At 35.8% G+C, this 23,709-nt stretch carries 23 protein-coding genes; 9 read left to right on the forward strand and 14 right to left on the reverse strand.

Translation table 11 applies throughout. From position 1 onward, the window contains the following. Positions 1–16 precede the first annotated feature (16 nt). From trpA to ACKTTZ_RS15975, 11 genes are all read right to left on the reverse strand, one after another. Positions 17–751: a tryptophan synthase subunit alpha gene (gene trpA / locus ACKTTZ_RS15925; RefSeq protein ID WP_034696029.1), complete on the reverse strand. Its 735-nt coding sequence runs from the start codon at positions 749–751 to the stop codon at positions 17–19. Between the two features lie 86 nt (positions 752–837). Further along, positions 838–2,022, reverse strand: a complete 1,185-nt coding sequence (gene trpB / locus ACKTTZ_RS15930) for a tryptophan synthase subunit beta (RefSeq protein WP_407846009.1) — start codon at positions 2,020–2,022, stop codon at positions 838–840. 4 nt (positions 2,023–2,026) lie between these two features. Next, positions 2,027–2,572, reverse strand: coding sequence for a GNAT family N-acetyltransferase (locus ACKTTZ_RS15935; protein WP_034696025.1), 546 nt, complete (start codon positions 2,570–2,572; stop codon positions 2,027–2,029). Beyond that, a complete protein-coding gene (locus tag ACKTTZ_RS15940) occupies positions 2,569–3,078 on the reverse strand; it encodes a hypothetical protein (protein ID WP_253317049.1) in 510 nt (169 codons plus the stop codon). The genes ACKTTZ_RS15935 and ACKTTZ_RS15940 overlap by 4 nt, the downstream gene beginning before the upstream one ends. Positions 3,079–3,097: 19 nt before the next feature. Further along, positions 3,098–3,784 (reverse strand): phosphoribosylanthranilate isomerase, encoded by a 687-nt coding sequence (locus tag ACKTTZ_RS15945; RefSeq protein WP_407846010.1) that lies wholly within the window; start codon positions 3,782–3,784, stop codon positions 3,098–3,100. A gap of 15 nt (positions 3,785–3,799) precedes the next feature. After that, positions 3,800–4,573, reverse strand: coding sequence for an indole-3-glycerol phosphate synthase TrpC (gene trpC / locus ACKTTZ_RS15950; RefSeq protein ID WP_034696022.1), 774 nt, complete (start codon positions 4,571–4,573; stop codon positions 3,800–3,802). Positions 4,574–4,765: 192 nt separating this feature from the next. After that, the gene (trpD, locus tag ACKTTZ_RS15955; protein WP_407849168.1) at positions 4,766–5,752 is read right to left on the reverse strand and encodes an anthranilate phosphoribosyltransferase; all 987 of its coding nucleotides are present in this window, start codon (positions 5,750–5,752) and stop codon (positions 4,766–4,768) included. Between the two features lie 41 nt (positions 5,753–5,793). After that, positions 5,794–6,396, reverse strand: coding sequence for an anthranilate synthase component II (locus ACKTTZ_RS15960; protein WP_407846011.1), 603 nt, complete (start codon positions 6,394–6,396; stop codon positions 5,794–5,796). A 51-nt stretch (positions 6,397–6,447) separates the two neighbouring features. After that, a complete protein-coding gene (locus ACKTTZ_RS15965) occupies positions 6,448–7,872 on the reverse strand; it encodes an anthranilate synthase component I family protein (protein WP_034696017.1) in 1,425 nt (474 codons plus the stop codon). Positions 7,873–8,119: 247 nt separating this feature from the next. Further along, a complete protein-coding gene (locus tag ACKTTZ_RS15970; RefSeq protein WP_407846012.1) occupies positions 8,120–8,764 on the reverse strand; it encodes a hypothetical protein in 645 nt (214 codons plus the stop codon). Between the two features lie 189 nt (positions 8,765–8,953). Next, positions 8,954–9,406 (reverse strand): cupin domain-containing protein, encoded by a 453-nt coding sequence (locus ACKTTZ_RS15975; protein WP_407846013.1) that lies wholly within the window; start codon positions 9,404–9,406, stop codon positions 8,954–8,956. A gap of 200 nt (positions 9,407–9,606) precedes the next feature. On the opposite strand from ACKTTZ_RS15975, the gene ACKTTZ_RS15980 reads away from it, so the two are divergent. From ACKTTZ_RS15980 to ACKTTZ_RS16000, 5 genes are all read left to right on the forward strand, one after another. Beyond that, the gene (locus ACKTTZ_RS15980) at positions 9,607–9,822 is read left to right on the forward strand and encodes a hypothetical protein (RefSeq protein ID WP_034696013.1); all 216 of its coding nucleotides are present in this window, start codon (positions 9,607–9,609) and stop codon (positions 9,820–9,822) included. Continuing rightward, positions 9,822–10,196 carry a c-type cytochrome gene (locus ACKTTZ_RS15985; protein WP_407846014.1) on the forward strand — a complete coding sequence of 125 codons (375 nt, stop codon included), beginning with the start codon at positions 9,822–9,824 and terminating at the stop codon, positions 10,194–10,196. Before ACKTTZ_RS15980 ends, ACKTTZ_RS15985 begins: the two co-directional genes overlap by 1 nt. Before the next feature lie 3 nt (positions 10,197–10,199). Next, the gene (gene rlmF / locus ACKTTZ_RS15990; protein WP_253317043.1) at positions 10,200–11,150 is read left to right on the forward strand and encodes a 23S rRNA (adenine(1618)-N(6))-methyltransferase RlmF; all 951 of its coding nucleotides are present in this window, start codon (positions 10,200–10,202) and stop codon (positions 11,148–11,150) included. 160 nt (positions 11,151–11,310) lie between these two features. After that, positions 11,311–13,008 (forward strand): lysine--tRNA ligase, encoded by a 1,698-nt coding sequence (gene lysS, locus ACKTTZ_RS15995; RefSeq protein ID WP_034696005.1) that lies wholly within the window; start codon positions 11,311–11,313, stop codon positions 13,006–13,008. Between the two features lie 127 nt (positions 13,009–13,135). After that, complete coding sequence (locus ACKTTZ_RS16000) at positions 13,136–13,879, forward strand: hypothetical protein (protein ID WP_034696004.1); 744 nt, start codon at positions 13,136–13,138, stop codon at positions 13,877–13,879. Positions 13,880–13,899: 20 nt separating this feature from the next. Here the strand turns inward: ACKTTZ_RS16000 and ACKTTZ_RS16005 are convergent, their stop codons facing one another. The 3 genes from ACKTTZ_RS16005 to ACKTTZ_RS16015 are packed head-to-tail and all read right to left on the reverse strand — an operon-like array spanning position 13,900 to position 16,767. Next, positions 13,900–14,415 carry a ClbS/DfsB family four-helix bundle protein gene (locus ACKTTZ_RS16005; protein WP_407846015.1) on the reverse strand — a complete coding sequence of 172 codons (516 nt, stop codon included), beginning with the start codon at positions 14,413–14,415 and terminating at the stop codon, positions 13,900–13,902. 7 nt (positions 14,416–14,422) lie between these two features. Further along, complete coding sequence (locus tag ACKTTZ_RS16010; protein WP_034695999.1) at positions 14,423–15,427, reverse strand: cytochrome d ubiquinol oxidase subunit II; 1,005 nt, start codon at positions 15,425–15,427, stop codon at positions 14,423–14,425. Then, on the reverse strand, positions 15,424–16,767 hold the full coding sequence (locus ACKTTZ_RS16015) for a cytochrome ubiquinol oxidase subunit I (protein WP_034695998.1): 1,344 nt from the start codon (positions 16,765–16,767) through the stop codon (positions 15,424–15,426). Before ACKTTZ_RS16015 ends, ACKTTZ_RS16010 begins: the two co-directional genes overlap by 4 nt. 233 nt (positions 16,768–17,000) lie before the next feature. Here ACKTTZ_RS16015 and gyrB point away from each other — a divergent pair, with 233 nt between their 5' ends. The 4 genes from gyrB (at position 17,001) to ACKTTZ_RS16035 (ending at position 23,671) form a co-directional block, all read left to right on the forward strand. Beyond that, on the forward strand, positions 17,001–18,935 hold the full coding sequence (gene gyrB / locus ACKTTZ_RS16020) for a DNA topoisomerase (ATP-hydrolyzing) subunit B (protein ID WP_034695996.1): 1,935 nt from the start codon (positions 17,001–17,003) through the stop codon (positions 18,933–18,935). Positions 18,936–19,017: 82 nt separating this feature from the next. Further along, a complete protein-coding gene (locus ACKTTZ_RS16025) occupies positions 19,018–19,440 on the forward strand; it encodes a DUF5684 domain-containing protein (RefSeq protein ID WP_034695994.1) in 423 nt (140 codons plus the stop codon). Between the two features lie 401 nt (positions 19,441–19,841). After that, positions 19,842–21,734, forward strand: a complete 1,893-nt coding sequence (locus ACKTTZ_RS16030; RefSeq protein WP_034695993.1) for a DUF3857 domain-containing protein — start codon at positions 19,842–19,844, stop codon at positions 21,732–21,734. A gap of 2 nt (positions 21,735–21,736) precedes the next feature. Then, the gene (locus ACKTTZ_RS16035; RefSeq protein WP_407846016.1) at positions 21,737–23,671 is read left to right on the forward strand and encodes a transglutaminase-like domain-containing protein; all 1,935 of its coding nucleotides are present in this window, start codon (positions 21,737–21,739) and stop codon (positions 23,669–23,671) included. Positions 23,672–23,709 lie beyond the last annotated feature (38 nt).

A 23,709-nucleotide genomic window follows, 5' to 3' on the forward strand; every position in this document is an offset into this window, starting at 1 on the left:
ACAAATTTAGTGAATTTTACCCTTTTATGGAATGGATAAAATCTATAGCACTTTTCTTCCAGTCTCTATCCTGAAGTAAAATATTCACAAAGGCCGTCCCAATGATACCACCATCTGCTTTTTCTGTTACATTTTCAAAATCATCTTTCGATTTAATTCCGAATCCTATCATTACCGGATTTTTAAGTGGAAGAGCTGCTATTCTGGAAAGGTAACTCTCATTTTTCAAAACAGCATTTTCATTTCCGGTGGTGGAAGAAGAGCTTACGGCATAAAGGAAACCTGAGCTTAGAGAATCCAGATAGATCATCCTTTCATCGGAAGTTTCCGGAGTTACCAGAAAGGTGAAATTTAGATTGTACTGTTTTAAAATATGCTGATAGTTTTTCTCAAACTCAATAGGAGGAAGGTCTGGAAGGATCAATCCTGAAACACCACTTTCCGAACATGCTGCACAGAATTTCTCAAATCCAAAGCTCAAAACAGGATTGATATAACCCATCAGAATAATGGGAATTTTGATTTCGTCCTTGATGGTTTTCAGCTGAGACAATAGTTTTTCAATGGTCATTCCGTTTTGTAAAGCCAGTTCGTGAGCTTTCTGGATCACAGGTCCGTCTGCTACAGGATCAGAATAGGGCATTCCGATTTCGATCATATCGGCTCCGGAATCCTGAATCAGTTGTATAATATCAGCGGTATCTTCCAATTGTGGAATTCCTGCTGTGAAGTATATATTTAGTTTTTTCATTTCTTTATTATAGAAGTTAGAAATTAGCGATGAGAAGTTAGAAGGCAAATACTTTTTATGAGTTAATACTTACTGATTTCTGGTATCTAACTTTTAATTTCTTTCAGATAGGTTTCCATATCCTTATCTCCACGGCCACTCAGACAAATCACTACGACATCATTTTCGTTAAATTTTTTCTTGTCTAAAACTGCCAGTGCGTGAGAACTTTCCAATGCAGGAATAATTCCTTCCAGTCTGGTAAGGTCAAATGCACATTGTAAAGCTTCATCATCATTAATACTAAAGAATTCTGCTCTTTTTTCTTTAAACAAATGCGCATGAAAAGGTCCTATTCCTGGGTAATCCAATCCTGCGGAAATAGAATGAGGTTCTATCACCTGTCCGTCTTCTGTCTGCATTACAAGGCTTTTGCTTCCGTGAAGTACCCCCAAAGTTCCTAAAAATGTAGTCGCAGCAGATTTTCCTGAATCTACACCCAATCCTCCCGCTTCCGCAGCAATGATTTTTACTTCTTTTTCCTCTACAAAATGATAAAAAGTCCCTGCAGCATTGCTTCCTCCGCCCACACAGGCAATCACATAATCAGGATTTTCTCTTCCGATTTTCTCTTGAAGCTGTTCTTTGATTTCTTTTGAAATAATACTTTGAAATCTTGCCACCAAATCAGGAAAAGGGTGAGGTCCCACCACACTTCCAATCACATAATGAGTCGTCACAGGATTGTTGATCCAGTCTCTTAATGCTTCATTTACTGCATCTTTTAGCGTTTTTGAACCTGAAGTAGCTGCTACTACTTCTGCACCAAGCATTTTCATTCTTGCGACATTCGGGGCCTGTCTCTGGATATCAATTTCTCCCATATAAACGATGCACTCAAGACCAAGCAAAGCACACGCTGTAGCGGTAGCAACACCATGCTGTCCTGCACCGGTTTCAGCAATGATTCTTGTTTTTCCAAGACGTTTTGCCAATAAAACCTGTCCCAGAGCATTATTGATCTTGTGAGCTCCCGTATGGTTGAGATCTTCCCGTTTCAAATAAATCTGTGTCTGGTATTTTTGACTTAAGTTTTTAGCAAAATATAAAGGAGTAGCCCTTCCGACATAATTTTTCAGCAAATCCTGATATTCAGCCTGAAAATCTTCAGATTCTATGATTTCAAGATAGTTTTTTTGCAGTTCTTCTACATTAGGATAGAGCATTTCGGGGATGAAAGCGCCTCCAAACTCTCCATAATATCCGTTTTCATCGGGGTTTTTATAATTCATTTTTTTATTCTTTAGTAGTTAAATAGGCATTGTTTTGTGCACTCAGCTGGTTCAGTAGTTTTTTTCTTTCCTGCGAGGTATGAAAAATCAAAATATCATCATCTTCAGAATTTACCCACTCCGAACCGATACTTTCTTTGATCATTTTGGCTTTGTCGTGGAGAATTTCTATATCACATTTTTCATAAAAGGAACGAAGATCGGAATGGCAGAAACCAATCGTTTCCAAATTTCTCTGAATGACGTTTTCCTTGAAATTCTTTACCAATGCAGCACCGTAACCTTTCTTTTTATGAGCTGCCACAAGTCCTACAGCTTCTGCAAAAGTATATGCTGTGTCTGCTATTTTTAAGGTAAAATCAAAATTCACCCTCATAATGGCCAGTATATTTTCATGGGTATCTACCAGAAAATGAAACTCTGAATCTTTAAAAAAAGACCGGAAATAGGTAGATTTCATCGTGTTCCATGCAGAAATGTCCCAAAGTTCAAGAATATGTTTTATCTCGGCTTCTGTTAAATCTTTCGTTTCTTTTATCTGATATTTCATGGGTTTAAGCTATTAATAAATGTGAGGTGATAATCGTGCTGCTGTTTGGTAATCAGTTTTTTATAATACAGCAATTCTATTTTATGCATTAAATCAATTAAAGTTGCTTTATCAATTTTCGACTGATACATGGTAATGGCAATTTCCAGATTGTCAATCAGATAATAAGGATCGGAATCTTCATAAAGCAAGAATATTTTAGCATAAATCAGTCCTAAGTCATACTTTACACTTGATTTTACATGGGTTTCTAAAAATTTATCTGAAATAATGACAAGATAATAGCTGTTCCATAAGCTGATTCTTTCAAAAAAATACTGAATATCTGTTTCTTCAAAATCTTTAATAATACAAATGAAATCGGACAATAATCCACCCACTTCCCAATGTTCTGTATTACTGTCGTTCTGTGCAACAAAGTGGTACAGATTCTGGATTTTTTCATTCCCGAATTTAGGGGGAAATAAGGTTTTATAAAATGTCTTTTTGAGCAAATGTATATTCATCCTTGTGTGTTTTTATGTGTTATTTATTTTGCTGATATAAAGTTTTAAACTTTTTTATGCTGTCAATATTTTTACTGCCAGGTTCTGTTTCAAATTTAGAATTGATATCCAAAGCAAAAGGTTGTTGTTTCAATGTGTCAATATTCCCTATATTTTCCTCAGAAATACCGCCGCTTAAAAAGTAGGGCAGTGGAATTTCAAATTCATTCAGAATATTCCAGTCGAATTGTTTTCCCGTTCCGCCAAAGGCTTTGCTGTCAGTATCGAATAGGTAGTAGGTGATAGGTTGGAGGTTGCAGGAAAGAGTTTGTGCTATTTTATCTTTGTTATCAGAATCAATATTTCCTATTCTGATTACTTTAATGATTCCAACCTTAGGACTCAGTTTTTGTCTTAGTTCAGTAATGAAATCATTACTTTCATCACCATGAAGCTGTACAAAATTTAAATCTGCATGCTGAGCGATCTTTACAATGATATCTACTTCTTCATTCACAAAAACACCTGCTTTTCCACGATGCTCAAAATTTGAGATCTCTTCCAGGCTCAGATGATTCAAAACATATCTCGGTGACTTTTCGTAGAAGATAAAACCAAGGAAATCTACTTTCATAGAAATCAGTTCCTGAATCTGATCCGGTTTTGTAAGACCGCAGACTTTAAGTTGAGGTAGCATGTTTGAAGTTGTAGGTTGCAGGCTCATCATTGATTATTATTGAGTTTAAATTTGAGATGCGAATTTTTCAAAAGCTTTGGCAGGATCTGTATTTTTCATAAAATATTCTCCCATCAGGAAACCGTCAAATCCTTTTTCTTTTAAAAACAGAAAATCTTCAAGGCTGTAAATACCACTTTCTGCAACAGATAAAACTTCTTTTGGAAGTTGATTCTTCAACTGAACCGAATGCTGAAGATCTACCTTAAAATCTTTAAGATTCCTGTTATTAATCCCCACCAGATCGATTTTTGAATTGAAATGTTTCAGTTCATCTTCTGTATGAATTTCCAGTAAAACCTCCAATTTCAGTTGGTGAGCTAATTCTGTGAATTCCTGTACCTGAGCTGGTGACAGACATGAAGCAATCAGTAAAACGACATCAGCCCCAATACTTTTGGCTTCATAAAACTGATATTCATCAATCATAAAATCTTTTCGCAGAATCGGAATGTTAATCTCATTTCTTACATCCAGAACATCATTTAAATTTCCTCCGAAAAAATCATGGTCAGTCAGAATAGAAATTCCGCTGGCTCCAAAATTTTCGTAAGCAGAAACTACTTCTAAAGGCTGTACACTATTGTTGATGATTCCTTTTGAAGGAGACTGTCTTTTAAACTCAGCAATAATTCCACTCTTATTTTTGATGGATTCTTTCAGGGAATACGTAGGTCTTCCAAAAAAGGCTGTGCTTTTTAATCGGTCAAGGGAAATTCGCAATTTTGCTGCAGCAACTTCCTCTTTTTTTCGTTCAATAATTTTATCCAGTATAGTCATTTTTTGTGTTTAAAATTTAATCAATGATTATTTTATTCGAACCTGTTTAAACTTTTTTCTTTTGAACCATTAAGATTGTATTAAGGTGTTAAGATTATTAAGATGAACTTTGCTCTAGCTTAAAATCAGAATGATTAATCTTAACGATTCTTCATTACTTAAAAATCCTTAACGGTTAAAAAAATTGTAAGACTAATTAATTAAAAGATTAAAACTATTCAATGCTTTTCCGTTTTGAAGGCTTTCCTGAGCCATTAAAAGACAGTTGTCATACGTCCCGAATTTACCAGTGTTGTGTAGCGCTACTGAAGCATTGGCAAGGATTACAGAATTTTGTTGCTCTGTACCATTTCCTTCCAGAATATTCATAAATATTTTTGCGGTTTCCCGAATAGAGCTTCCGGCTTTAATATCTTCCAGCATTACCGGATTGAAACCTAAATCTTCTGCAGAATAGATTTCTTCACCGTTTTTTGTAATAATCTTGCTGTCGTCGGTAAGGCTTATTTCATCATATCCGTCAAGACCATGAACCAGAGTAAAGTCACGTTCCTCTTTCTGAAGGAGGTACTGATAAATTCTTGCGATTTCCAGATTATAAACTCCAATCATGGAATATTTAGGTTTTGCAGGATTCACTAATGGTCCCAAAAGATTAAAAAATGTTCTCAATCCCAAAGATTTTCTCAATAATCCGACTGATTGCAGTGCAGGATGAAAATAAGGGGCATGTAAGAAGCAGATGTTGGCTCTTTCAAGATCTTCATTCAATTGTTCTGAACTGTTTTTAAACTGATATCCCAGTTCTTCCAGTACATTCGATGACCCTGTAGTAGTGGAAGCTCCGTAATTTCCATGTTTTGTTACTTTCTGTCCGGCTCCGGCAACTACAAAACTGGCCAGAGTAGATATATTAATGGTGTCCTTTCCGTCACCTCCGGTTCCAACAATGTCAATGGCATCACTGGCGTTGATATTTACAGGAACAGCCATTTGTAATAGTGCTTCTCTGAAGCCTTCCAGTTCTTTCAAGGTGATATTCCGCATCAGGAAAACACTTATGAAAGCGGTAACTTCTGCAGCGTTGAACTTATTCTGTGCAATCTCAATCATCATCGCTTTTGCTTCAGATTTTGAGAGTGTGTTATGATTGAACAGATATTGCAGTATTTCTTTCATTTGTGGTGTTTTTATGGTTGTTGAAGAGATTTCTAAGGTTTTCATGACAACAGAAAGTTTTTAATAATTACTTCTCCTTCCGGCGTTAAAATACTTTCAGGGTGAAACTGTACTCCGTGTACATCATATGTTTTGTGCTGCAAAGCCATGATCATTCCGTCTTTATCTACAGCTGTAATTTCCAGTTCTTCCGGGAATCCTTCCGGATTTACTGCCCAGCTGTGATATCTTCCTACTTCCAATCCTGAATGTAAATCTTTGAAAACTTTGGTATTTTCTTTTACAATTTCAGTAGTGGTGGCTACTCCGTGGAAGATTTCAGAGAGATTAATCAGGCTTCCTCCAAAAGCTTCGGCTATAGCCTGCTGCCCGAGACATACCCCAAGGATACTTTTTGTAGGAGCATATTCTTTAATAAGGTCTAATAAAATACCGGCTTCTTCTGGAATTCCGGGGCCGGGAGAAAGGATGATTTTGTCATATTTTCCAATCTCTTCGAGAGTGATTTTATCATTTCTTACCACATCCACTCTTTGATTCAGAACTCTTTCGATAATCTGGACAAGGTTATAGGTGAAGCTGTCATAGTTGTCGAAAACGAGAACTTTAAGCTGTGGCTGTTGGGTGTTTATATTGTTGTTCATTGCTTTTTTTGTTAGATAGTTGCTGGTAATTTTTGTTGCTGGTTGACGGACTTATTTTTCAACTATTTTTTCGGCTTTTTCTACAGCTTTTTTAAGAGCATTCAGTTTGTTATTGACTTCCTGCAGCTCACTTTCAGGAACAGATTTTGCCACAAGGCCTGCACCAGCCTGATAAAATAATGTATTGTTTTTGCTTAAGAAGGTTCTGATCATAATAGCCTGATTGCAGGTTCCATTCAATCCGATAATTCCTATACAACCGCCATAGTATCCACGGGAATCTTTTTCGTATTGGTTGATTAGCTGAAGTGCTTTATGCTTAGGTGCACCGCTCAATGTTCCTTGAGGGAAAGTTGCGGAAACCATTTCAAGAGGATTGATATCATTAGCAACATCTGCAGTCACTTCACTTACCATATGAATCACGTGAGAGAAAAGCTGGATCTCTTTAAGTTTAGTAACAGTTACATTTTTTCCAAGCTTTCCAAGATCATTTCTAGCGAGATCTACCAGCATAGTATGTTCTGCATTTTCTTTGGGATCAGCTTTTAAAACTTCAATAGCTTCAAGATCAGCTTCAAAGTTTCCTGTTCTTTTTGAAGTTCCGGCAATCGGATGAATAATTGCTTTATTATTTTTAATGATTAACTGGCTTTCAGGACTTGATCCGAATAATTTATAATTTCCGTAATCAAAATAGAACAGGTAAGGGGAAGGGTTGATATTTCTCAAAGCACGGTACACATTGAACTCATCTCCCTTGAATTTCTGTTCAAATCTTCTGCTCAGTACCAACTGGAAAACATCACCACGCATACAGTGTTTCTGTGCTGTTTTTACCAGTTCAAGATAATCTTCATCAGTAATATTAGAGGTTTCCTCACTGGTTTTCTCAAAAGGATAAACCGGAGTATTTTGATTTTTAATAAGGTTTTCCAACAGATGAAGTTCAGATTTTACCCCATCAATAAAGTTTTCAATAATATGCATTTCATCATTGAAATGATTGATCGCAATTACATATTGGTATAATCTGTATCTCATCACAGGAATTTCTACTTCCTTGCTCTGTGCTTTAAGATGGATGTTTTCAAAAAACTGTACCGCTTCAAAACTTGTATATCCAAAAAGACTCTGAGCTGTCTGTTCAATCGGATCATTGGTTTCTTCACATTTAAAAATTTTTCGGAACTCTTCAAATATATCTGTGATATTTCGCTCCATAATAAATTGCTTTACGGGAGCAGAAGCAGGAAGTTTGATTTCATATTCGTTGAGGTTTTTCACTTCTATTCCGGCAATAGCATTTACCGCAATGAAGGAAAAGTTATTATCAATACTCTTGGAATCTGAACTTTCCAGAAGAATAGTATCCCGGAATTTATCCCTGATCTTAAGATAAATATTCATGGGAGTATGAAGGTCTCCCAGTGTTTTTTTCGAAACAGTTTTTATTGTAATTGTGTTGGTCAACATTTTATTGTTTTTTTGTGAGATTAAGGAATAAAAAAAGGCTTTAACGGTATCCGTCAAAGCCTATATATTGTTTTTTGATTATTTCTGCTGTAGTTAACAACATGACAATACCTCCAGACCCGACGAAGAGTTTGAAAGCCACCACCAAATATTGTTGTTCATTTTTAACATGGGACAAATGTAGAAATTTTTTTAATAAAAAAACTAAAAAATATCAGAAAATACTAAAACTTAATATAGAAATCCTTTATTTAAGCTGCTTAAGCTCCTGTTTCAATTCTTTGATTTTTTCCTTATAAGTTTCATTATCGTAGTATCTTACATAATCTTCCAGGGCAGAAATGTATTCTTCAATAAATTCTTTATTCGTTTTGTCTGCTTCATATTTGATTCTGGCAGAGTTTACAGGAGCCAGTTTTGAATATTTAAGATTAGCCCGCCCTTCATCAGACTGATTGTAAAGAATGACGATATTTTTTTCATATCCCGGAATATATTTTACAGGGAAAGCAATTTCAGTTTGTGGGATTCTGATTGCATTTTCAATAGGATAGATGGATGCAGTAGTGGTGGAGAAAAAGGTTGAAATATATTTTCCATCCTGTTTTTTCACAATAGCTTCATAATCGTGGATATACATGTCATTCAGGGTAGAATTGGTTTCTACATCCGAGGTGATAATAGCTGTACTTTCAACACCATATTTATTTAGAAACCATGCATTTAAAAACTGTCCTCCAAATCCATTGATTATAGCCAGTGGAATAATTGGAATTAAAAGCCATGCTTTTTTGGTCAGATAGGAGAGCAATCCAAAGAACGCAAACAACAGAATCACAGTATAAAAACCATGATGACTGGTGAAAAACAGAATTTTTGAAATTAAAACCATGGATTAAATATAACTATAATAATCATTTATTTAAACGCAAAGGTCACAAAGATGTTATTAAATAACTGTTAAAACGATCGCAAGGGCGTTTCACTCAGCAAAATACGCTGTCCTTAGCTGAATGAAGTGCTCTTGCGAACAAAATAGAGTTTTATAATAATTACTTTGCGAACATAGCGTTTAAACCATTTATTGTACCGGTTCAGACAAAGGAATATCAGGGGTTCCGCTGTAGAAAACAATCAAGGTTGCTCCCTGATCTCCGGTTTTACCTCTGTGGCCAATATTAACCATTTCAGGAAGTACCTGGCCTTTTCTGATCCACTGTGTTTTACCATCCTCTTTTCTCTCAATTTGAATTTCTCCTTTTTCTACATAGGCTGCATTGATCACAGGGTGTTTATGCCAGCTCAAAGCAGAATTGGGAGGCACCGCAATTTTAAGAACTGTGATTTCCGGCTGTGTGGTAGGATAGGCCGGATATACTGTTCCATCCCATGATTTAGTTGTTTTTAAAAGTGTCACCGACTCTATTTTATCAGAATATTCTGATTGTGGTTCGTTAGATGAATTGTCACACGAAAGAAAAAGGGAAGAGGCTACAACAAAGAAAGTTGTAGCCAACAAATTTTTTTTAGTCATAAGCTTCATATTTATATTTCGGTTTTGGCTCGGATCATCCGATATACAAAAATAATAACCTATTTTAAATTTCCCTAAAGTTTGAATTATTTTTTTATTGTTAAATTAAAACTCTGACTACAAAAATATTTCTCAAAGAAAACATTTGTCATAAGTTTAAAAGGTTATTTTTTATATTTTTGCTTCCAAATTAGAAAAAAATGAAAAAAGTATTAGCAATCGCATTTATCGGAGGTTTATTATTAGCAAGCTGTTCTAAAAAAGTAGATCACTCTTTACAGGACACCAACACGATGCTTCCAGAGCCAGAAGTAGCTACTGTTGATTCTACGGCTAAAACTGCTGCTCCAGCTGCTGCAACTCCGGCTGCTCCTGCACCTGAAGCTGCTAAAACAGATTCTACAGCGAAGAAATAATGAAAAAAATACTTTTAGCAGGAACTTTAGGTCTTATGATCATTTCCTGTTCTAAAAAAGAAAATACAGCAGAAGTAGCGTCTTCTTCTGAAACGGCCGTTGTTTCAGAACCTGCTCAATCTAATCTTTCAGGTGATCAGATCATGGAAACATTGGATTGCTCAGGATGCCATTCTGTTAATGAGAGAATGATAGGACCTTCTTATAAGGAAATTGCAGGAAAGTATTCTGAAAAGGATACAGAACTGCTGGCTTCCAAAATTATAGAAGGCGGAAGTGGAGTATGGGGAAGTGTGCCTATGGCCGCCCATCCACAGGTATCTAAAGAAGATGCCAAAAAAATGGTGGAATATATTTTAAGTCAGAAGAAATAGAATATGTCCGCTGAAAAATCCAGTCTGCACACAAGAAATCTGCATCGCAATCCCTATGATTTTGATCAGCTTATTTCTTGTGTGCCGGAACTGAAACATTATGTTTTCGAGAATGCTTATCAGACGGTAACCATTAATTTCAGCATTCCAAAAGCAGTGAAACTGCTCAACAAAGCCTTACTCTTACATTTCTACAATATTAAAGGTTGGGATATTCCCGATACCAATCTTTGTCCACCCATTCCGGGAAGGGCAGATTATGTACATTATATTGCAGATCTTTTAGGCAAACAGCTTGATACAATTCCCGTAGGAAATTCTGTAAAAGGGTTGGATATAGGAACAGGAGCTAACCTTGTGTACCCTTTAATCAGTCAGAGATCTTATGGCTGGACCATGCTGGGAACAGATATCAATCAGGATTCTTTGAAAAATGCTCAGAATATTCTGGACCAGAATGAAGATTTATCCACTGCCATTCAGTTGAAAAGTCAGCCTGATGCTGGTCATATCTTTACCAATATCATTGGTTCTGACGACAGATTCACTTTTACGATGTGTAATCCTCCTTTTCATGATTCTGAAGAATCTGCCATAAAAGGGAATATCAGGAAAACCAAAAACCTTAGTAAATCAAAGAAAACGAAACCTCTTCTTAACTTCGGTGGGCAACAGTCGGAACTTTGGTGTGAAGGTGGTGAGCTGGCATTTATCACAAAAATGATTAATGAAAGCGTATTATTTTCATCACAGGTTCTTTGGTTCACATGTCTGGTTTCTAAAAAAGATAATCTTAATAAGTTGACTAACCTTTTAAAAAACGTCAAAGCCGTAGAGGTGAAAACCATTGATATGGCTCAGGGACAAAAAGTTAGCAGAATGCTGGCGTGGACGTTTATTCCTCAGAAAAACAGAAAAACTGGTTGGTTTAAAGTTCGAGGGTTTAAAGTTTAAGGTTAATAGCGCAATAATTCAACTCTTGCATCTTATACCCCGCATCCCGCAACACGTACCTCACAACCCGCATCTCAACTACTTTTTAAAATTTCTGAAAAAAGCCATTGATGGTCATGTCAAAAATGCCTAAATTTGTACGCTTTTAGAAAAATAAGAAATGCAATTATCAGAACAAGAAATCATTAGAAGAGAAAAGCTGAATAAGCTTACTGAAATGGGGATTAATGCGTTCCCTGCGGATGAGTATATAATTACAGATACTACAGAATCTATAAAACAGGACTTTTCTGAAAGTAAACAGGTGAAGATCGCTGGTAGATTGATGTCCCGCAGAATTCAAGGAAAAGCTTCTTTTGCAGAATTGCAGGATTCTAAAGGAAAAATCCAGGTTTACTTCAACAGAGACGAGATCTGTCCGGGTGAAGATAAAGAACTATATAATGAAGTTTACAAGCACCTTTTGGATATCGGTGATATTATCGGTATTGAGGGAGAATTGTTTACTACTCAGGTAGGAGAGAAGACTGTTTTAGTGAAAAACTTTACGCTTCTTACAAAGGCTTTACGTCCTCTTCCTCAGGCAAAAACTGACGATAACGGTGTTGTACACGATGGGTTCACCGATCCGGAATTAAGATACAGACAGCGTTATGTAGATTTAACGGTAAATCCACAGGTAAAAGAAATTTTTGTGAAAAGAACAAAATTGTTCAATGCCATGAGAACATTCTTTAATGATGCAGGATATTTTGAAGTGGAAACACCAATTCTACAGTCAATTCCTGGTGGAGCTGCAGCAAAACCATTTATCACGCACCACAATGCTTTAGATATTCCATTATATTTAAGAATTGCTAACGAATTGTATCTGAAAAGATTGATCGTAGGTGGTTTTGATGGTGTATATGAGTTCTCTAAAAACTTCAGAAATGAAGGGATGGACAGAACCCATAACCCGGAATTTACGGCTATGGAAATCTATGTAGCGTACAAAGATTACAACTGGATGATGGATTTCACTGAGAAATTATTGGAATTCTGTGCTATCCAGGTAAACGGAACTACAACGGCTACTTTCGGAGAACATAATGTAGACTTCAAAGCTCCTTATCCAAGAGTTTCCATGACAGAAGCAATCCTTAAATTTACAGGATTCGATATCACTGGAAAAACGGAGAAGGAATTATACGATTTTGCCAAGTCTATCGGTATTGAAGTGAATGAGACAATGGGGAAAGGAAAATTAATCGATGAGATCTTTGGTGAGAAATGTGAAGGAAACTTCATTCAGCCGACTTTCATTACGGATTATCCGATCGAAATGTCTCCACTGACAAAGAAACACAGAAGCAAAGAAGGTTTAACAGAGCGTTTTGAATTAATGGTATGCGGTAAAGAAATCGCTAACGCTTATTCAGAGCTTAATGATCCTATCGATCAGAGAGAACGTTTTGAAGCACAGATGGCGTTATCTGAAAGAGGAGATGATGAAGCAATGTTCATCGATCAGGACTTCTTAAGAGCGCTGGAATATGGTATGCCGCCAACTTCAGGATTAGGTATCGGTATGGACAGATTAATTATGTTCTTAACGAATAATGCCTCAATCCAGGAAGTATTGTTCTTCCCTCAGATGAGACCTGAAAAAGCAGTTCCACAGATTGAATTAGGTGAGGATGAGAAAGTAATCCTTGAAATCCTTAACTCTCAGGAAGAAGCAATGTCTCTAGCTGAAGTAAAAGAAAGAAGCCAGTTATCCGGTAAAAAATGGGATAAAGCTTCTAAAACTTTGACAAAAAATAATATTGTGAAAGTAGAAAAGATTGACGAAAATCTTTTGATGAAATTGGCTTAAGATTTAATACAATAAATAGTATAAATAGAAAGACTGCTTTTGGGCAGTCTTTTTTTGTAGGGCATTGTAAAAGAAGGTTTTATTTGTATATTCATCTCCTAAAAAACTAACTGAAAACCTATTAAACATGTCAAAACGAATTAAAATTCTTCAGCCTGTGGCGCTATATTCGGCTCATGAAGAAAATTCCAAAACCTCTGACTTTTTACATGAAGGAGAAATTGTAGAATTTAACCGGGAAAAAAGGCGAAATGGAATTAACTGGATGGAAATTTATATTGCCGGAAAGACCTTATATATTAAGAAAGATTTTTCTAAAATGTATATTGTGAGAGATGCCAGTCTTTCCGATGATTCCTGCACCGTTGTATTTATTGAAGAAAATGATGGTAGAAAAAGATCTTTTTCTGAAGTATTCAGTGGTTCAAGAATAGAAAATGAAGAAAATAATACGGCTGTAAGACTAAGCAGGACTTATGATTCAGGGAAAAAGGAAAAGTATCTGGAACTTTTCTATGATAAAAGCAATGCAGACGTGAATATTAAAACACTTGTTAAAAAAGATAAATTTGACATTACTTCTGAAAACAAAGTTTTTCTTGAAATTTTATATGGTAAAAGAACAGGGTATATTCTTTCCAATGTAGATTATTCTGAAAGTAAAGACTGGTGGATGAAACCCCTTATGTATATCATCATGATTGCTGTGGCAATTCTTGCATTTGCCGTAATTTTTAAAACCGGATGGATCGTTATAGGGCCAATTCTTTTGATTCCAGGTGCTATATTAGCATTTGTCATTATGCTTGTTGTCAAAATAACACTAGGAATACTCAATTTCTTTTTTCAAAGGATCAGAAAGCGTTTTTAAACAATAAAAAAGGTACAGAACTATGCTGTACCTTTTTCTTTTTTCCATTTCCTAAGCTGTGCCCTGAAGTTTTTAAACGGAGCCACGGTATTGATATGAATCCATTTCCAGACTGGCCACTGGGCGGGAGTAGTTGCCCATTTTCTTTGTCCGGGAGTGAATAATGTTTCATCGTCAAGATTTTCTATCCAAGTGATAATTTCATCAACCTTACTTTGCAGCAGTTCTCTTTGCTGTTGTAAACTATAAGAGCCGTATTCATTATAAAAAGACTGATATAATCCTCCCAGATTATTCCATTTATATTCAGGAGTGGGAGTTTTCACTTCAATTCCTTTGCTTTCATCAGATTCCCACTGTAAAAGCAGGTGAGTCCAACCCAATTGATAGGAAATATTTTGGGACGGAGTTTTGTCAACTCCTGGTTGCAGAAGATCTTTTTCCTCTTCTTTTACATCATTAAATTCCTGATCATAGAGCAGGTATCTTTTCTTTAGCTCCTCAATGAGTTCTGTTTTGTCTTTATAAGTCTGCATATTTTACCTATTTTCTCAACTTACTGAAAGAAGCCATCAGATAAAATAAAAACGGAAGAATAAATAATGAACCCAGCATCAATGCCCATCCCAATGCGGCAATAGTCTTTGGAGGAGCCATATGCTCAAGCAATGAAAGATGTTGTCCGTTTCCTAATAAAATAATATCCGGATTATGCTGATACGTTGCTGCCACTAAAATCATCACCATCTGGAATCCGGCCAAAGCACGTACAGGAAGTAGTTTTTGACGGTTCATCGCTCTTAAAATAAGCAATAAAGCAATCGTAGCAAAGGCAATTGCCATAATCCCCAAAGGTTTAGAAAATACCCACATCAAAAGGGGAATGTCTGAAATATAAGCGGTCACAAATACCAAAATACCTGTAATTACCACGAAGATCATCGTCTGCTTGGATTTTCTGATCATTAATAAAAGATCAGCCTTATCACGCGTTTCTCTTAATGAAAAAATAGATGCCAGATAAGCACAAAGCGCTACCGTAAATAAACCTACAGAAACTCCAAACCAGTTCAGCCAGCTGAATACATACAAGTCCAGAAAACCTACAGCATCAGGATTGATAGAATGTGAAACCGTAGCAGCAGCAATTAATCCCAAAAAGAAAGGAGTTAAAAGACTGGCATAATAAAAGATCTGAGTATATAAAACCTGCCAGTTATCTTTCACAGCATCATAATGTCTGAAGGTAAATGCTGTTCCTCTCGCAATAATTCCCAAAAGCATCAGTACTAAAGGAATATGAAGATAGGTAGACATGGTGGTATAAATCTCGGGAAACCCTACAAAGAGAATTACAATCGCAATGATGAGCCACATATGATTGGCTTCCCATACAGGAGCTATGGATTCATACATGATTTCCTGGGTCTTATTTCTGGCTTTTTTATGGGTGAAAAGTTCCACAATTCCAGCCCCGAAATCAGCTCCGCCTAAAATAATATAAAGACAGATGGATAGCCAGAGAAAACCTATTACAATGTAAATCATGATTTTTTGTTTTTATCGTTAAACTGAGCATCGGTAGGATCGTAAAGCTTCGGTACCATTTGAATCTGTCTCTTTAAAAGAAAAACAAGGATTAATGATAATGATACGAAAATAGCAGTAAAGAAATAGAATGAATACTGTATTCCCGGCATAGGAGTTACGGCATCAACCGTTCTCATAATCCCATAAATAATCCAAGGCTGTCTTCCTACTTCTGTCACTGTCCATCCGGCTTCCAGCGCAATATATCCGAAAGGTGTTGCTATTAAAAATGTTTTCAGTAACCAGTGTTTGTTCAGCCATTCTTTTTTGAAGAAGAAAGCATATAAATAAATAGCTCCAATAACAATCATTACCACTCCGAAGAAAATCATGATTTGAAAAGCATAATGAACCACAGCAATCGGAGGCCATTCATCTCTAGGGAAATCCTTAAGACCTTTAACTTCAGAATTGAAATCATTGCTCACCAGAAAACTTAAAACTTTCGGAATTTTTACTGCATATTTCACCTCTTCTTTTTCCTCATCAGGAATTCCTCCGATCACAAATGAAGCCCCTTTTTCAGTTTCAAAATGAGCTTCCATAGCTGCCAGTTTGATAGGTTGTCTTTCTGCCACCGATTTTGCAGCAACATCACCACTTAAAGGTGCTCCGAACGCTCCAATCAAAGCAAATCCTACGGCAATTCTAAAAGCTTTGGTATGAAATTCAATATTTCTTTTTCGTAGAATCATAAAGGCGTGTACTCCAGCTACAGCAAATCCTGTTGCACAGAATGCTGCAACCGTCATGTGAAGAGCCTGAGGAAACCATGCATCATTGAACATTGCTTTGATAGGATCTATATTAAGATACTGTCCATTGATATAATCGAAACCGGTGGGAGAGTTCATCCATGAGTTGGCTGCTACCACCAGAATTCCGGAAGCCAGTCCGCTTACTCCTACTAGAAATCCACAGAACCAGTGAAACCATTTATTGAACCTTTCCCATCCATATAAAAAGAAGCCGATAGCAATAGCCTCAATGAAAAAGGCAGTTCCTTCCAGAGAAAACGGCATCCCGAAAATCGGACCTGCATGTTTCATAAAACCGGGCCATAGAAGTCCGAGTTCAAAGGAAAGCATCGTTCCTGAAACAGCTCCTGTAGCAAAAAGGATGGCTACTCCTTTGCTCCATGCTTTTGTCAGTCCTTTATATACTTCATTATTGGTCTTTAGGTATTTCCAATGGGCAAAAGCCATCAGAAAAGGCATCACCATACCCACACAGGAGAATATGATGTGAAAGCCCAGAGAGAGTGCCATCTGAGCGCGTGCAGCTATAAAATCATCCATAATATCAACTTTTCAGTAAATAAATTTACGCATAAATTATTGATTAGAGTATGATTTACAACAGTTGGTATTTCAACAATACATTTTAATTTTGATTCTTTTATTGGCTTCCTTTTTCTTATGTTTTTACTAAGAAAACTCTACATTTTTTTGACACTTTTTAACTTTCATACCTCGAAAAAAATCACGATATTTGTAAGTCTTTGCATATAGCAGGATTTTTAATATTTAATATGAGTCAAAAACAATATACAGCTAGTAGTATTCAGGCATTGGAAGGAATGGAGCACGTTCGTATGCGTCCTTCAATGTACATTGGTGATGTAGGAGTCAGAGGACTTCACCACTTGGTTTATGAAGTAGTAGATAACTCTATTGACGAGGCATTGGCAGGATACTGCGACACGATCTTCGTTAGCATCAAGGAAGGAAACGGAATTGAAGTAAGTGATAACGGTAGAGGTATCCCGGTTGATTTCCATGAAAAAGAACAGAAATCTGCCCTTGAAGTTGTAATGACGAAAATTGGAGCCGGAGGTAAGTTTGACAAAGACTCTTATAAGGTTTCAGGAGGTCTTCACGGGGTTGGGGTTTCGTGTGTGAATGCACTTTCCAATGAGATGATCACTACAGTTTACAGAGATGGAAACGTTTACCAGCAGATCTATTCAAGAGGAAAAGCTCAGACAGGTGTAGAGGAAATTGGTCACAGTGAAAGAAGAGGTACCAAACAGTTTTTCCAACCGGATGATACCATCTTTACAGAATTAATTTATAATTACGATACATTAGCAAGCCGTTTAAGAGAACTTTCTTATCTTAATAAAGGAATTACCATTACATTAACTGATGAAAGAGAGAAATTAGAAGACGGTTCTTTCAGAACGGAAATTTTTCATTCAGAAGGTGGGTTAAAAGAATTCGTTGCTTACATTGACGGAAACCGTGAATCTATCATGGAACACGTAATTTTCATGGAAGGTGAAAGAGATGATATTCCTGTAGAAGTAGCAATGCGTTACAATACTTCTTTCAATGAAAATCTTCACTCTTACGTAAACAACATCAATACGCATGAAGGAGGAACTCACCTGGCAGGTTTCAGACGTGCTTTGACGAGAACCCTTAAGAAATATGCAGATGATCTTGGTATTCCACAGAAAGAGAAAGTAGAAGTTACAGGAGATGACTTCCGTGAGGGGTTAACAGCTGTAGTTTCTGTAAAAGTAATGGAACCTCAGTTTGAAGGACAGACTAAAACAAAATTAGGAAACTCTGAAGTTTCAGGGGCTGTAGATAAAATTGTAGGGGAGATGCTTACTAACTTTTTGGAAGAAAACCCTAATGAAGCTAAGCTGATCGTTCAAAAGGTTGTTTTAGCTGCAAAAGCAAGACAGGCTGCTAAAAAAGCCCGTGAAATGGTTCAGAGAAAATCTCCGATGGGAGGTTCTGGTCTTCCGGGAAAACTATCTGACTGTTCTTCAAAAGATCCTGCAGAATCAGAGATCTTCCTTGTAGAGGGAGATTCCGCAGGTGGAACAGCTAAGCAGGGAAGAGACAGACACTTCCAGGCTATCCTTCCTTTAAGAGGTAAAATTCTGAACGTAGAGAAATCTATGCTTCATAAAGTTTATGACAATGAGGAAATCAGAAATATATATACAGCTCTTGGGGTTTCTGTAGGTACTGAAGAAGATAGCAAAGCATTGAATATGGCTAAGCTGAGATATCACAAAATCGTTATCATGACCGATGCCGATATTGACGGATCTCACATTTCTACACTGATCCTTACTTTCTTCTTCAGATATATGAAGGAGCTTATTGAGAACGGTTATATTTATATTGCTCAGCCACCTTTATATCTATTAAAGAAAGGAAACAAAAAAGTATATGCTTATAACGAAAAAGAACGTGAAGAGTTTACTTTAGAAATGGCTCCGGACGGTAAAGGAGTAGAAGTACAACGTTACAAAGGTCTTGGAGAAATGAACCCTGAGCAGCTTTGGGAAACTACCCTTAATCCTGAACACAGAATTCTGAAGCAGGTAACTATCGATAATGCTGTAGAGGCAGATAGTGTTTTCTCAATGTTGATGGGAGATGAAGTTCCGCCAAGAAGAGAGTTTATCGAGAAAAATGCGAAATATGCAAAAATTGATGCATAAACGTTTTTAAAAATATAATAAAAAAAGCTTCTAATTATTTAGAAGCTTTTTTTATATTTGGATAAACCAAAAAAACAATAATATGTTAACTCTTTTACAAACAGACCCTTACAACGGGGCAGATGCAGCTTCTGGAGCAGTAGCTGCAGGATTAGGGATCGGAACAATGTTCTTCGGCTTACTTTGCTATATTTTCTATGGATATTGCATGTACAAAATCTTCCAGAAAGCAGGAAGACAAGATGCCTGGGCTGCCTTTATTCCTATTTATAACACCATCGTATTGCTGGAAATTGTGAAAAAACCAATTTGGTGGATCATTCTTTTCTTTATTCCATTGGTGAATATCTATGCATGCTGGGTTGTATATGACAGGCTAGCTAAAGGCTTTGCCAAAGAAACTCCTCTTTACACGATTCTGATTCTCCTTTTCGGATTTATTTTTATTCCTGTACTGGGACTTGGAAGTGATCAGTTTGATAGTAAACTGGTCCCGAATGATTAAAAAAGAAACAAAAAAATTAAAAGACTTCATTTTTGAGGTCTTTTTTTATAAATAATTTTCAACTGTAGAATTTATTGTACTTCTTATTGTTATTAATTCTACATTATTTAAATTACATGAATTGTAATTTATTTTAAATTTGAAATGCAGATAATATGAAGTTTATCCCTTCATGCTACAGAATAGGTACACCCTTCTCCCAATATAGAATGAGTATAAATATTCTGTTTTTAACTTTTCAAAATTGAATGATGAAAAGTTGATAATGTGTTCATTTTCTTATAGGTACATTTAATACAGTACTTTTTTAAGTAATAGGTTAAGGCTTCACATGTTGAAGCCTTTTATATTTTTTTTAACAGTTATTAAGATTTTATTATTTTTGTACCATCTTAATAACTATGATGAAAATATTAGTCTTGGGGGCTTTATCTACCGCCTCATTATATTTCGCACAGAGCTATCCTGCCTCTGCTATTCCTGAGAATTTAAAGAAAAATGCAGATGTTGTGATTCGGAAGGATTTTACAACAATTCAGATCAATAAAATTGATGAAATAAAATATCAGAAAAATAAGGTAACTACAGTCTTAAATAAAGATGGGGATAATGAAGCCGTAGCTTATATTTCTTATGATAAATCAAAAAGTATTTCGAACATCAAAGTGACGATCTATGATGAAGCCGGGAAAAAAATTAAAAGTGTTTCAAAATCTGATTTTAAAGATGTAGCCAACAATCCTCAGGGAGTTTTTTATTCTGATAACAGAATATTGGTTTATTCATATACTCCAGTTCAATATCCCTACACTATTGACTTTTCGTATGAAGCGGAAGATGAAGATACTGTTTTTATTCCGGATTTTGTACCGTTTACTTCTCCTAAAATCTCTTTGGAGGAAGCACAGTTTAAAATCATTAATACGTCGGGAATTGAACTTAGATCTAAGATTTACCCTTCAAAATACAATTACACTTCTGTGATAGAAAGCGGTAGTGGAAATGATAAAACGTATTCATATAAAAATGTACCAGCCATTGATGATGCTTTTATGATTCCACAACCTGTTAAAATTTTACCTGCAGTCAACTTCGCACTTGCGAAATTTAATCTGGCAGGAAAGCAGGGAACTTTAAATACCTGGACAGACTTTGGAACCTGGATTTACAATGATCTTTTGGTACCTGTTTCTGCATCTACTCCTGCAATTAAAGCTGAAGTAGCTTCTTTACAATTACAAGGATCTGTAGAAGATAAAGTAAAGAAAATTTATCAGTACATGCAGAACAAAACCCGATATATCGCTGTTTCATTAGGAATAGGAGGCTGGCAGCCCATGTTGCCGGATGAGGTTCAGAAAAAAGGGTATGGAGATTGTAAAGGGCTCACCAATTATATGAAGATTCTTTTGAATGAAGCTGGAATTCCTTCCAATTATTGTATTATCAATTCCGGTCGTTCACAGGTTTCCTTTGATCCGGAATTTCCTTCTATGGGTGGGAATCATATTATTCTGATGGTCCCAACGGAAAAAGGAAATATCTGGCTTGAAAATACTTCTCAGCAAATAGCTTTTAACCACTTAAGTTACAGTACTACGGACAGAAATGTACTTTCCGTAACATCAAAAGGAATTGAGCTGATCAATACACCGGTTTATAAAGCTGAACAGAACAAAGAAAAACAAATATTGAGAGTTAACCTTAATGAAGATAACAGCATTACGGGAACAGGAAATTTTTCCTATACAGGAAATCAGTATGATTATAATTTAAGATTTGCTAATCTTAATCCTAAGGAAAAAAATGATGCACTGAAGGGAACTTTTGATGTTTTAAACTTTGAAAAAGTTGAAATGAAAAATTTTAATAATGACAGAGATAATGCTGTTATTACTTATGACGTGGATTTCAAAACCAATAATTTCTCTAAAAAAGCAGGAAACAGTCTTCTGTTCAGATCGGTTCCTATTTTCTCTGATTTGATCTTTAAAACAGACGAAAATCGTGAACTTCCTTTTGAAGTAAATATGTCTTACGAAGATGAATATGAAATTGCTTTTGTTCTTCCTATGGGGTATAAAGTAGATGAAACTCCGGATAATTCAAGCATTACTTCTGAATTTGGATCTTATAAACTGAGCTTCGCTACAAGTGACGGGCAAGTAAAGGTGATCAGAAAAATGCAGATTAATAAAGGATTATATCCAAAAGAAAAATACAATGATTACATCAATTTCAGAAAAAAGATTCTGAATATGGACAACTCAAAAATTTTAATAACAAAAATATAACCATGAAAAAAATTATAGTATTGCTTCTTTGCTCTGCCAATACAATATTGGTCAATGCTCAGAAGAAATATGAATTTCTGAATCCTCCTAAATTTAATGACGCAGACCTATCTAAAGCAAAATCATTATTAGATGAAAATGCTCCTGCTGAAATTTTATATAAGTCTGCTTATTTTATGGTAGATGCTAATACAGGGAATCTGCACAAAAGATATTTTTACAGAGTTAAGATTTATAATAAAGATAAAGCTGAAGACTGGTTGAATCTTGAAATTCCTATTTATAATGTTGGAACCAACAGAGAATCGCTGGGGAAGTTCAAAGCTTTTACCTACAATCTTGAAAATGGAACTACGGTTCCCGTAAAAGTGGAGAAAAGTTCTCAATATAAAAGCAAAGAGAATAAATATGTTACTTTAACGAAATTTGCTTTTCCAAGCGTGAAAAACGGATCAGTTATAGAATATCAATATGAAATTATATCTCCGTTCCGATTTATAATTCCAGAGGTATTGATAGAATCCGATACTCCTTCACTGAATACGGAATATGTCTTTGATACGCCCATCAATATGTCTTATAATGTAAACTATACAGGAGGAATCAGCCCTAAGTATAGAGAAATGGAAGAAAGATATCTGTATGGTGCTCAATATAAAACCTTTAGATTTGCTTATGAAAACTTGAATGGCTTTAAAACTGAGAAATTTGTAAGAAATGATAGAAATTTCAGAACAAAAATCAGTGCGGAGCTAAATTCTACGAATTTCGGTGAGCTTAAACTGTATTCATCTTCATGGGATCAGATTTCGAAGAGACTTTATGAAAGTGAAGATTTTGGAGGTGAGCTGAAAAGAACAAAACTGGCAAAAGAAAATATGCCGGCAGGAGTTTCGGAAATGAAAACTGATCTTGAAAAAGCAAATGCTATTTTTTCATACGTTCAAAAGACTTTTACCTGGAATAAAGACAAAGGGATTTACACAGAAGATGGTATCAAAAAGCTTTTGGAAACTAAAACGGGGAACGCCGCAGAAATCAATCTTTTTCTGGTTATGATGCTTCGTGAAGCTGGTCTTAAAGCCGACCCGCTGGTTATTTCTACAGTAGAAAACGGGCTGATTAATTTGGTATCTCCCAATATATCCAATATGAACTTCGTGTTGAGTGCCATCAATATAGATAATCAGCTGCATATTTATGATGCTACCTCTAAACAGTCTTCGCTGGATGAAATTCCTCTTAAAAACTGGAATCAGTTAGGGATTTTGGTGACCAGAGATAAAGCTCTGCAGATTCAAATGACCAATTTGAAATCCAGTAATACTTATCTTACTGCAAATGCCAAGATCAATGATGACGGAAGTATTTCCGGAACCTATTCAGATAAAGATACAGGTGCATACGCAATGTATGCTAAAGACAACTACGATGATAATGCAGAAAAATACAAAAAACAGTATAAGGAGAACTTTTCAATGGACTTCACAGATATCAATTCAAAAGTGTTGGAAAATGGAGACTTTGAAAGCAGTATGAAATTCTCTTCATCCAACCTTATTGACAGAGTAGGGAAGAAAATGATTATTAATCCGATGTTGTTTTTAAGTAAAAGCTCTAATGAATTTGATCAAACCGAAGTAAGAAAATATCCTATCGATTTTGGATCGCCTATAACCAAAACCAAAAAGGTCACTCTTGAAATCCCGGAAGGGTATGTGATTGAGGAAATGCCTAAAGAAAAAAGAATTGTTACCGAAGATAAAGAGATAGCTTATACTTATTCTGTAGAACAAAAAGGAAATTTATTGGTGGTGACTACGACTACAAAAATTGGTAGTTCAGATTATCCGAAAGAATATTACCCTGCATTCAAACAAATCTGGGGTGTTGCTTCGAAATTTGAAAATCAGGTAATCAGCCTTATAAAAAAGTAATAGTTAACAGGATTTAAATAAAAAAATATTTTTTTTTC

Source organism: Chryseobacterium sp. KCF3-3 (assembly GCF_045865955.1).
Taxonomy (GTDB): domain Bacteria; phylum Bacteroidota; class Bacteroidia; order Flavobacteriales; family Weeksellaceae; genus Chryseobacterium.

What these genes read in the sequence shown, in the direction of transcription:
- trpA (WP_034696029.1), bottom strand. Translation starts at nt 751, where the DNA reads ATGAAAAAACTAAATATATACTTCACAGCAGGAATTCCACAATTGGAA.
- trpB (WP_407846009.1), bottom strand. Translation starts at nt 2,022, where the DNA reads ATGAATTATAAAAACCCCGATGAAAACGGATATTATGGAGAGTTTGGA.
- ACKTTZ_RS15935 (WP_034696025.1), bottom strand. Translation starts at nt 2,572, where the DNA reads ATGAAATATCAGATAAAAGAAACGAAAGATTTAACAGAAGCCGAGATA.
- ACKTTZ_RS15940 (WP_253317049.1), bottom strand. Translation starts at nt 3,078, where the DNA reads ATGAATATACATTTGCTCAAAAAGACATTTTATAAAACCTTATTTCCC.
- ACKTTZ_RS15945 (WP_407846010.1), bottom strand. Translation starts at nt 3,784, where the DNA reads ATGATGAGCCTGCAACCTACAACTTCAAACATGCTACCTCAACTTAAA.
- trpC (WP_034696022.1), bottom strand. Translation starts at nt 4,573, where the DNA reads ATGACTATACTGGATAAAATTATTGAACGAAAAAAAGAGGAAGTTGCT.
- trpD (WP_407849168.1), bottom strand. Translation starts at nt 5,752, where the DNA reads ATGAAAGAAATACTGCAATATCTGTTCAATCATAACACACTCTCAAAA.
- ACKTTZ_RS15960 (WP_407846011.1), bottom strand. Translation starts at nt 6,396, where the DNA reads ATGAACAACAATATAAACACCCAACAGCCACAGCTTAAAGTTCTCGTT.
- ACKTTZ_RS15965 (WP_034696017.1), bottom strand. Translation starts at nt 7,872, where the DNA reads ATGTTGACCAACACAATTACAATAAAAACTGTTTCGAAAAAAACACTG.
- ACKTTZ_RS15970 (WP_407846012.1), bottom strand. Translation starts at nt 8,764, where the DNA reads ATGGTTTTAATTTCAAAAATTCTGTTTTTCACCAGTCATCATGGTTTT.
- ACKTTZ_RS15975 (WP_407846013.1), bottom strand. Translation starts at nt 9,406, where the DNA reads ATGACTAAAAAAAATTTGTTGGCTACAACTTTCTTTGTTGTAGCCTCT.
- ACKTTZ_RS15980 (WP_034696013.1), top strand. Translation starts at nt 9,607, where the DNA reads ATGAAAAAAGTATTAGCAATCGCATTTATCGGAGGTTTATTATTAGCA.
- ACKTTZ_RS15985 (WP_407846014.1), top strand. Translation starts at nt 9,822, where the DNA reads ATGAAAAAAATACTTTTAGCAGGAACTTTAGGTCTTATGATCATTTCC.
- rlmF (WP_253317043.1), top strand. Translation starts at nt 10,200, where the DNA reads ATGTCCGCTGAAAAATCCAGTCTGCACACAAGAAATCTGCATCGCAAT.
- lysS (WP_034696005.1), top strand. Translation starts at nt 11,311, where the DNA reads ATGCAATTATCAGAACAAGAAATCATTAGAAGAGAAAAGCTGAATAAG.
- ACKTTZ_RS16000 (WP_034696004.1), top strand. Translation starts at nt 13,136, where the DNA reads ATGTCAAAACGAATTAAAATTCTTCAGCCTGTGGCGCTATATTCGGCT.
- ACKTTZ_RS16005 (WP_407846015.1), bottom strand. Translation starts at nt 14,415, where the DNA reads ATGCAGACTTATAAAGACAAAACAGAACTCATTGAGGAGCTAAAGAAA.
- ACKTTZ_RS16010 (WP_034695999.1), bottom strand. Translation starts at nt 15,427, where the DNA reads ATGATTTACATTGTAATAGGTTTTCTCTGGCTATCCATCTGTCTTTAT.
- ACKTTZ_RS16015 (WP_034695998.1), bottom strand. Translation starts at nt 16,767, where the DNA reads ATGGATGATTTTATAGCTGCACGCGCTCAGATGGCACTCTCTCTGGGC.
- gyrB (WP_034695996.1), top strand. Translation starts at nt 17,001, where the DNA reads ATGAGTCAAAAACAATATACAGCTAGTAGTATTCAGGCATTGGAAGGA.
- ACKTTZ_RS16025 (WP_034695994.1), top strand. Translation starts at nt 19,018, where the DNA reads ATGTTAACTCTTTTACAAACAGACCCTTACAACGGGGCAGATGCAGCT.
- ACKTTZ_RS16030 (WP_034695993.1), top strand. Translation starts at nt 19,842, where the DNA reads ATGATGAAAATATTAGTCTTGGGGGCTTTATCTACCGCCTCATTATAT.
- ACKTTZ_RS16035 (WP_407846016.1), top strand. Translation starts at nt 21,737, where the DNA reads ATGAAAAAAATTATAGTATTGCTTCTTTGCTCTGCCAATACAATATTG.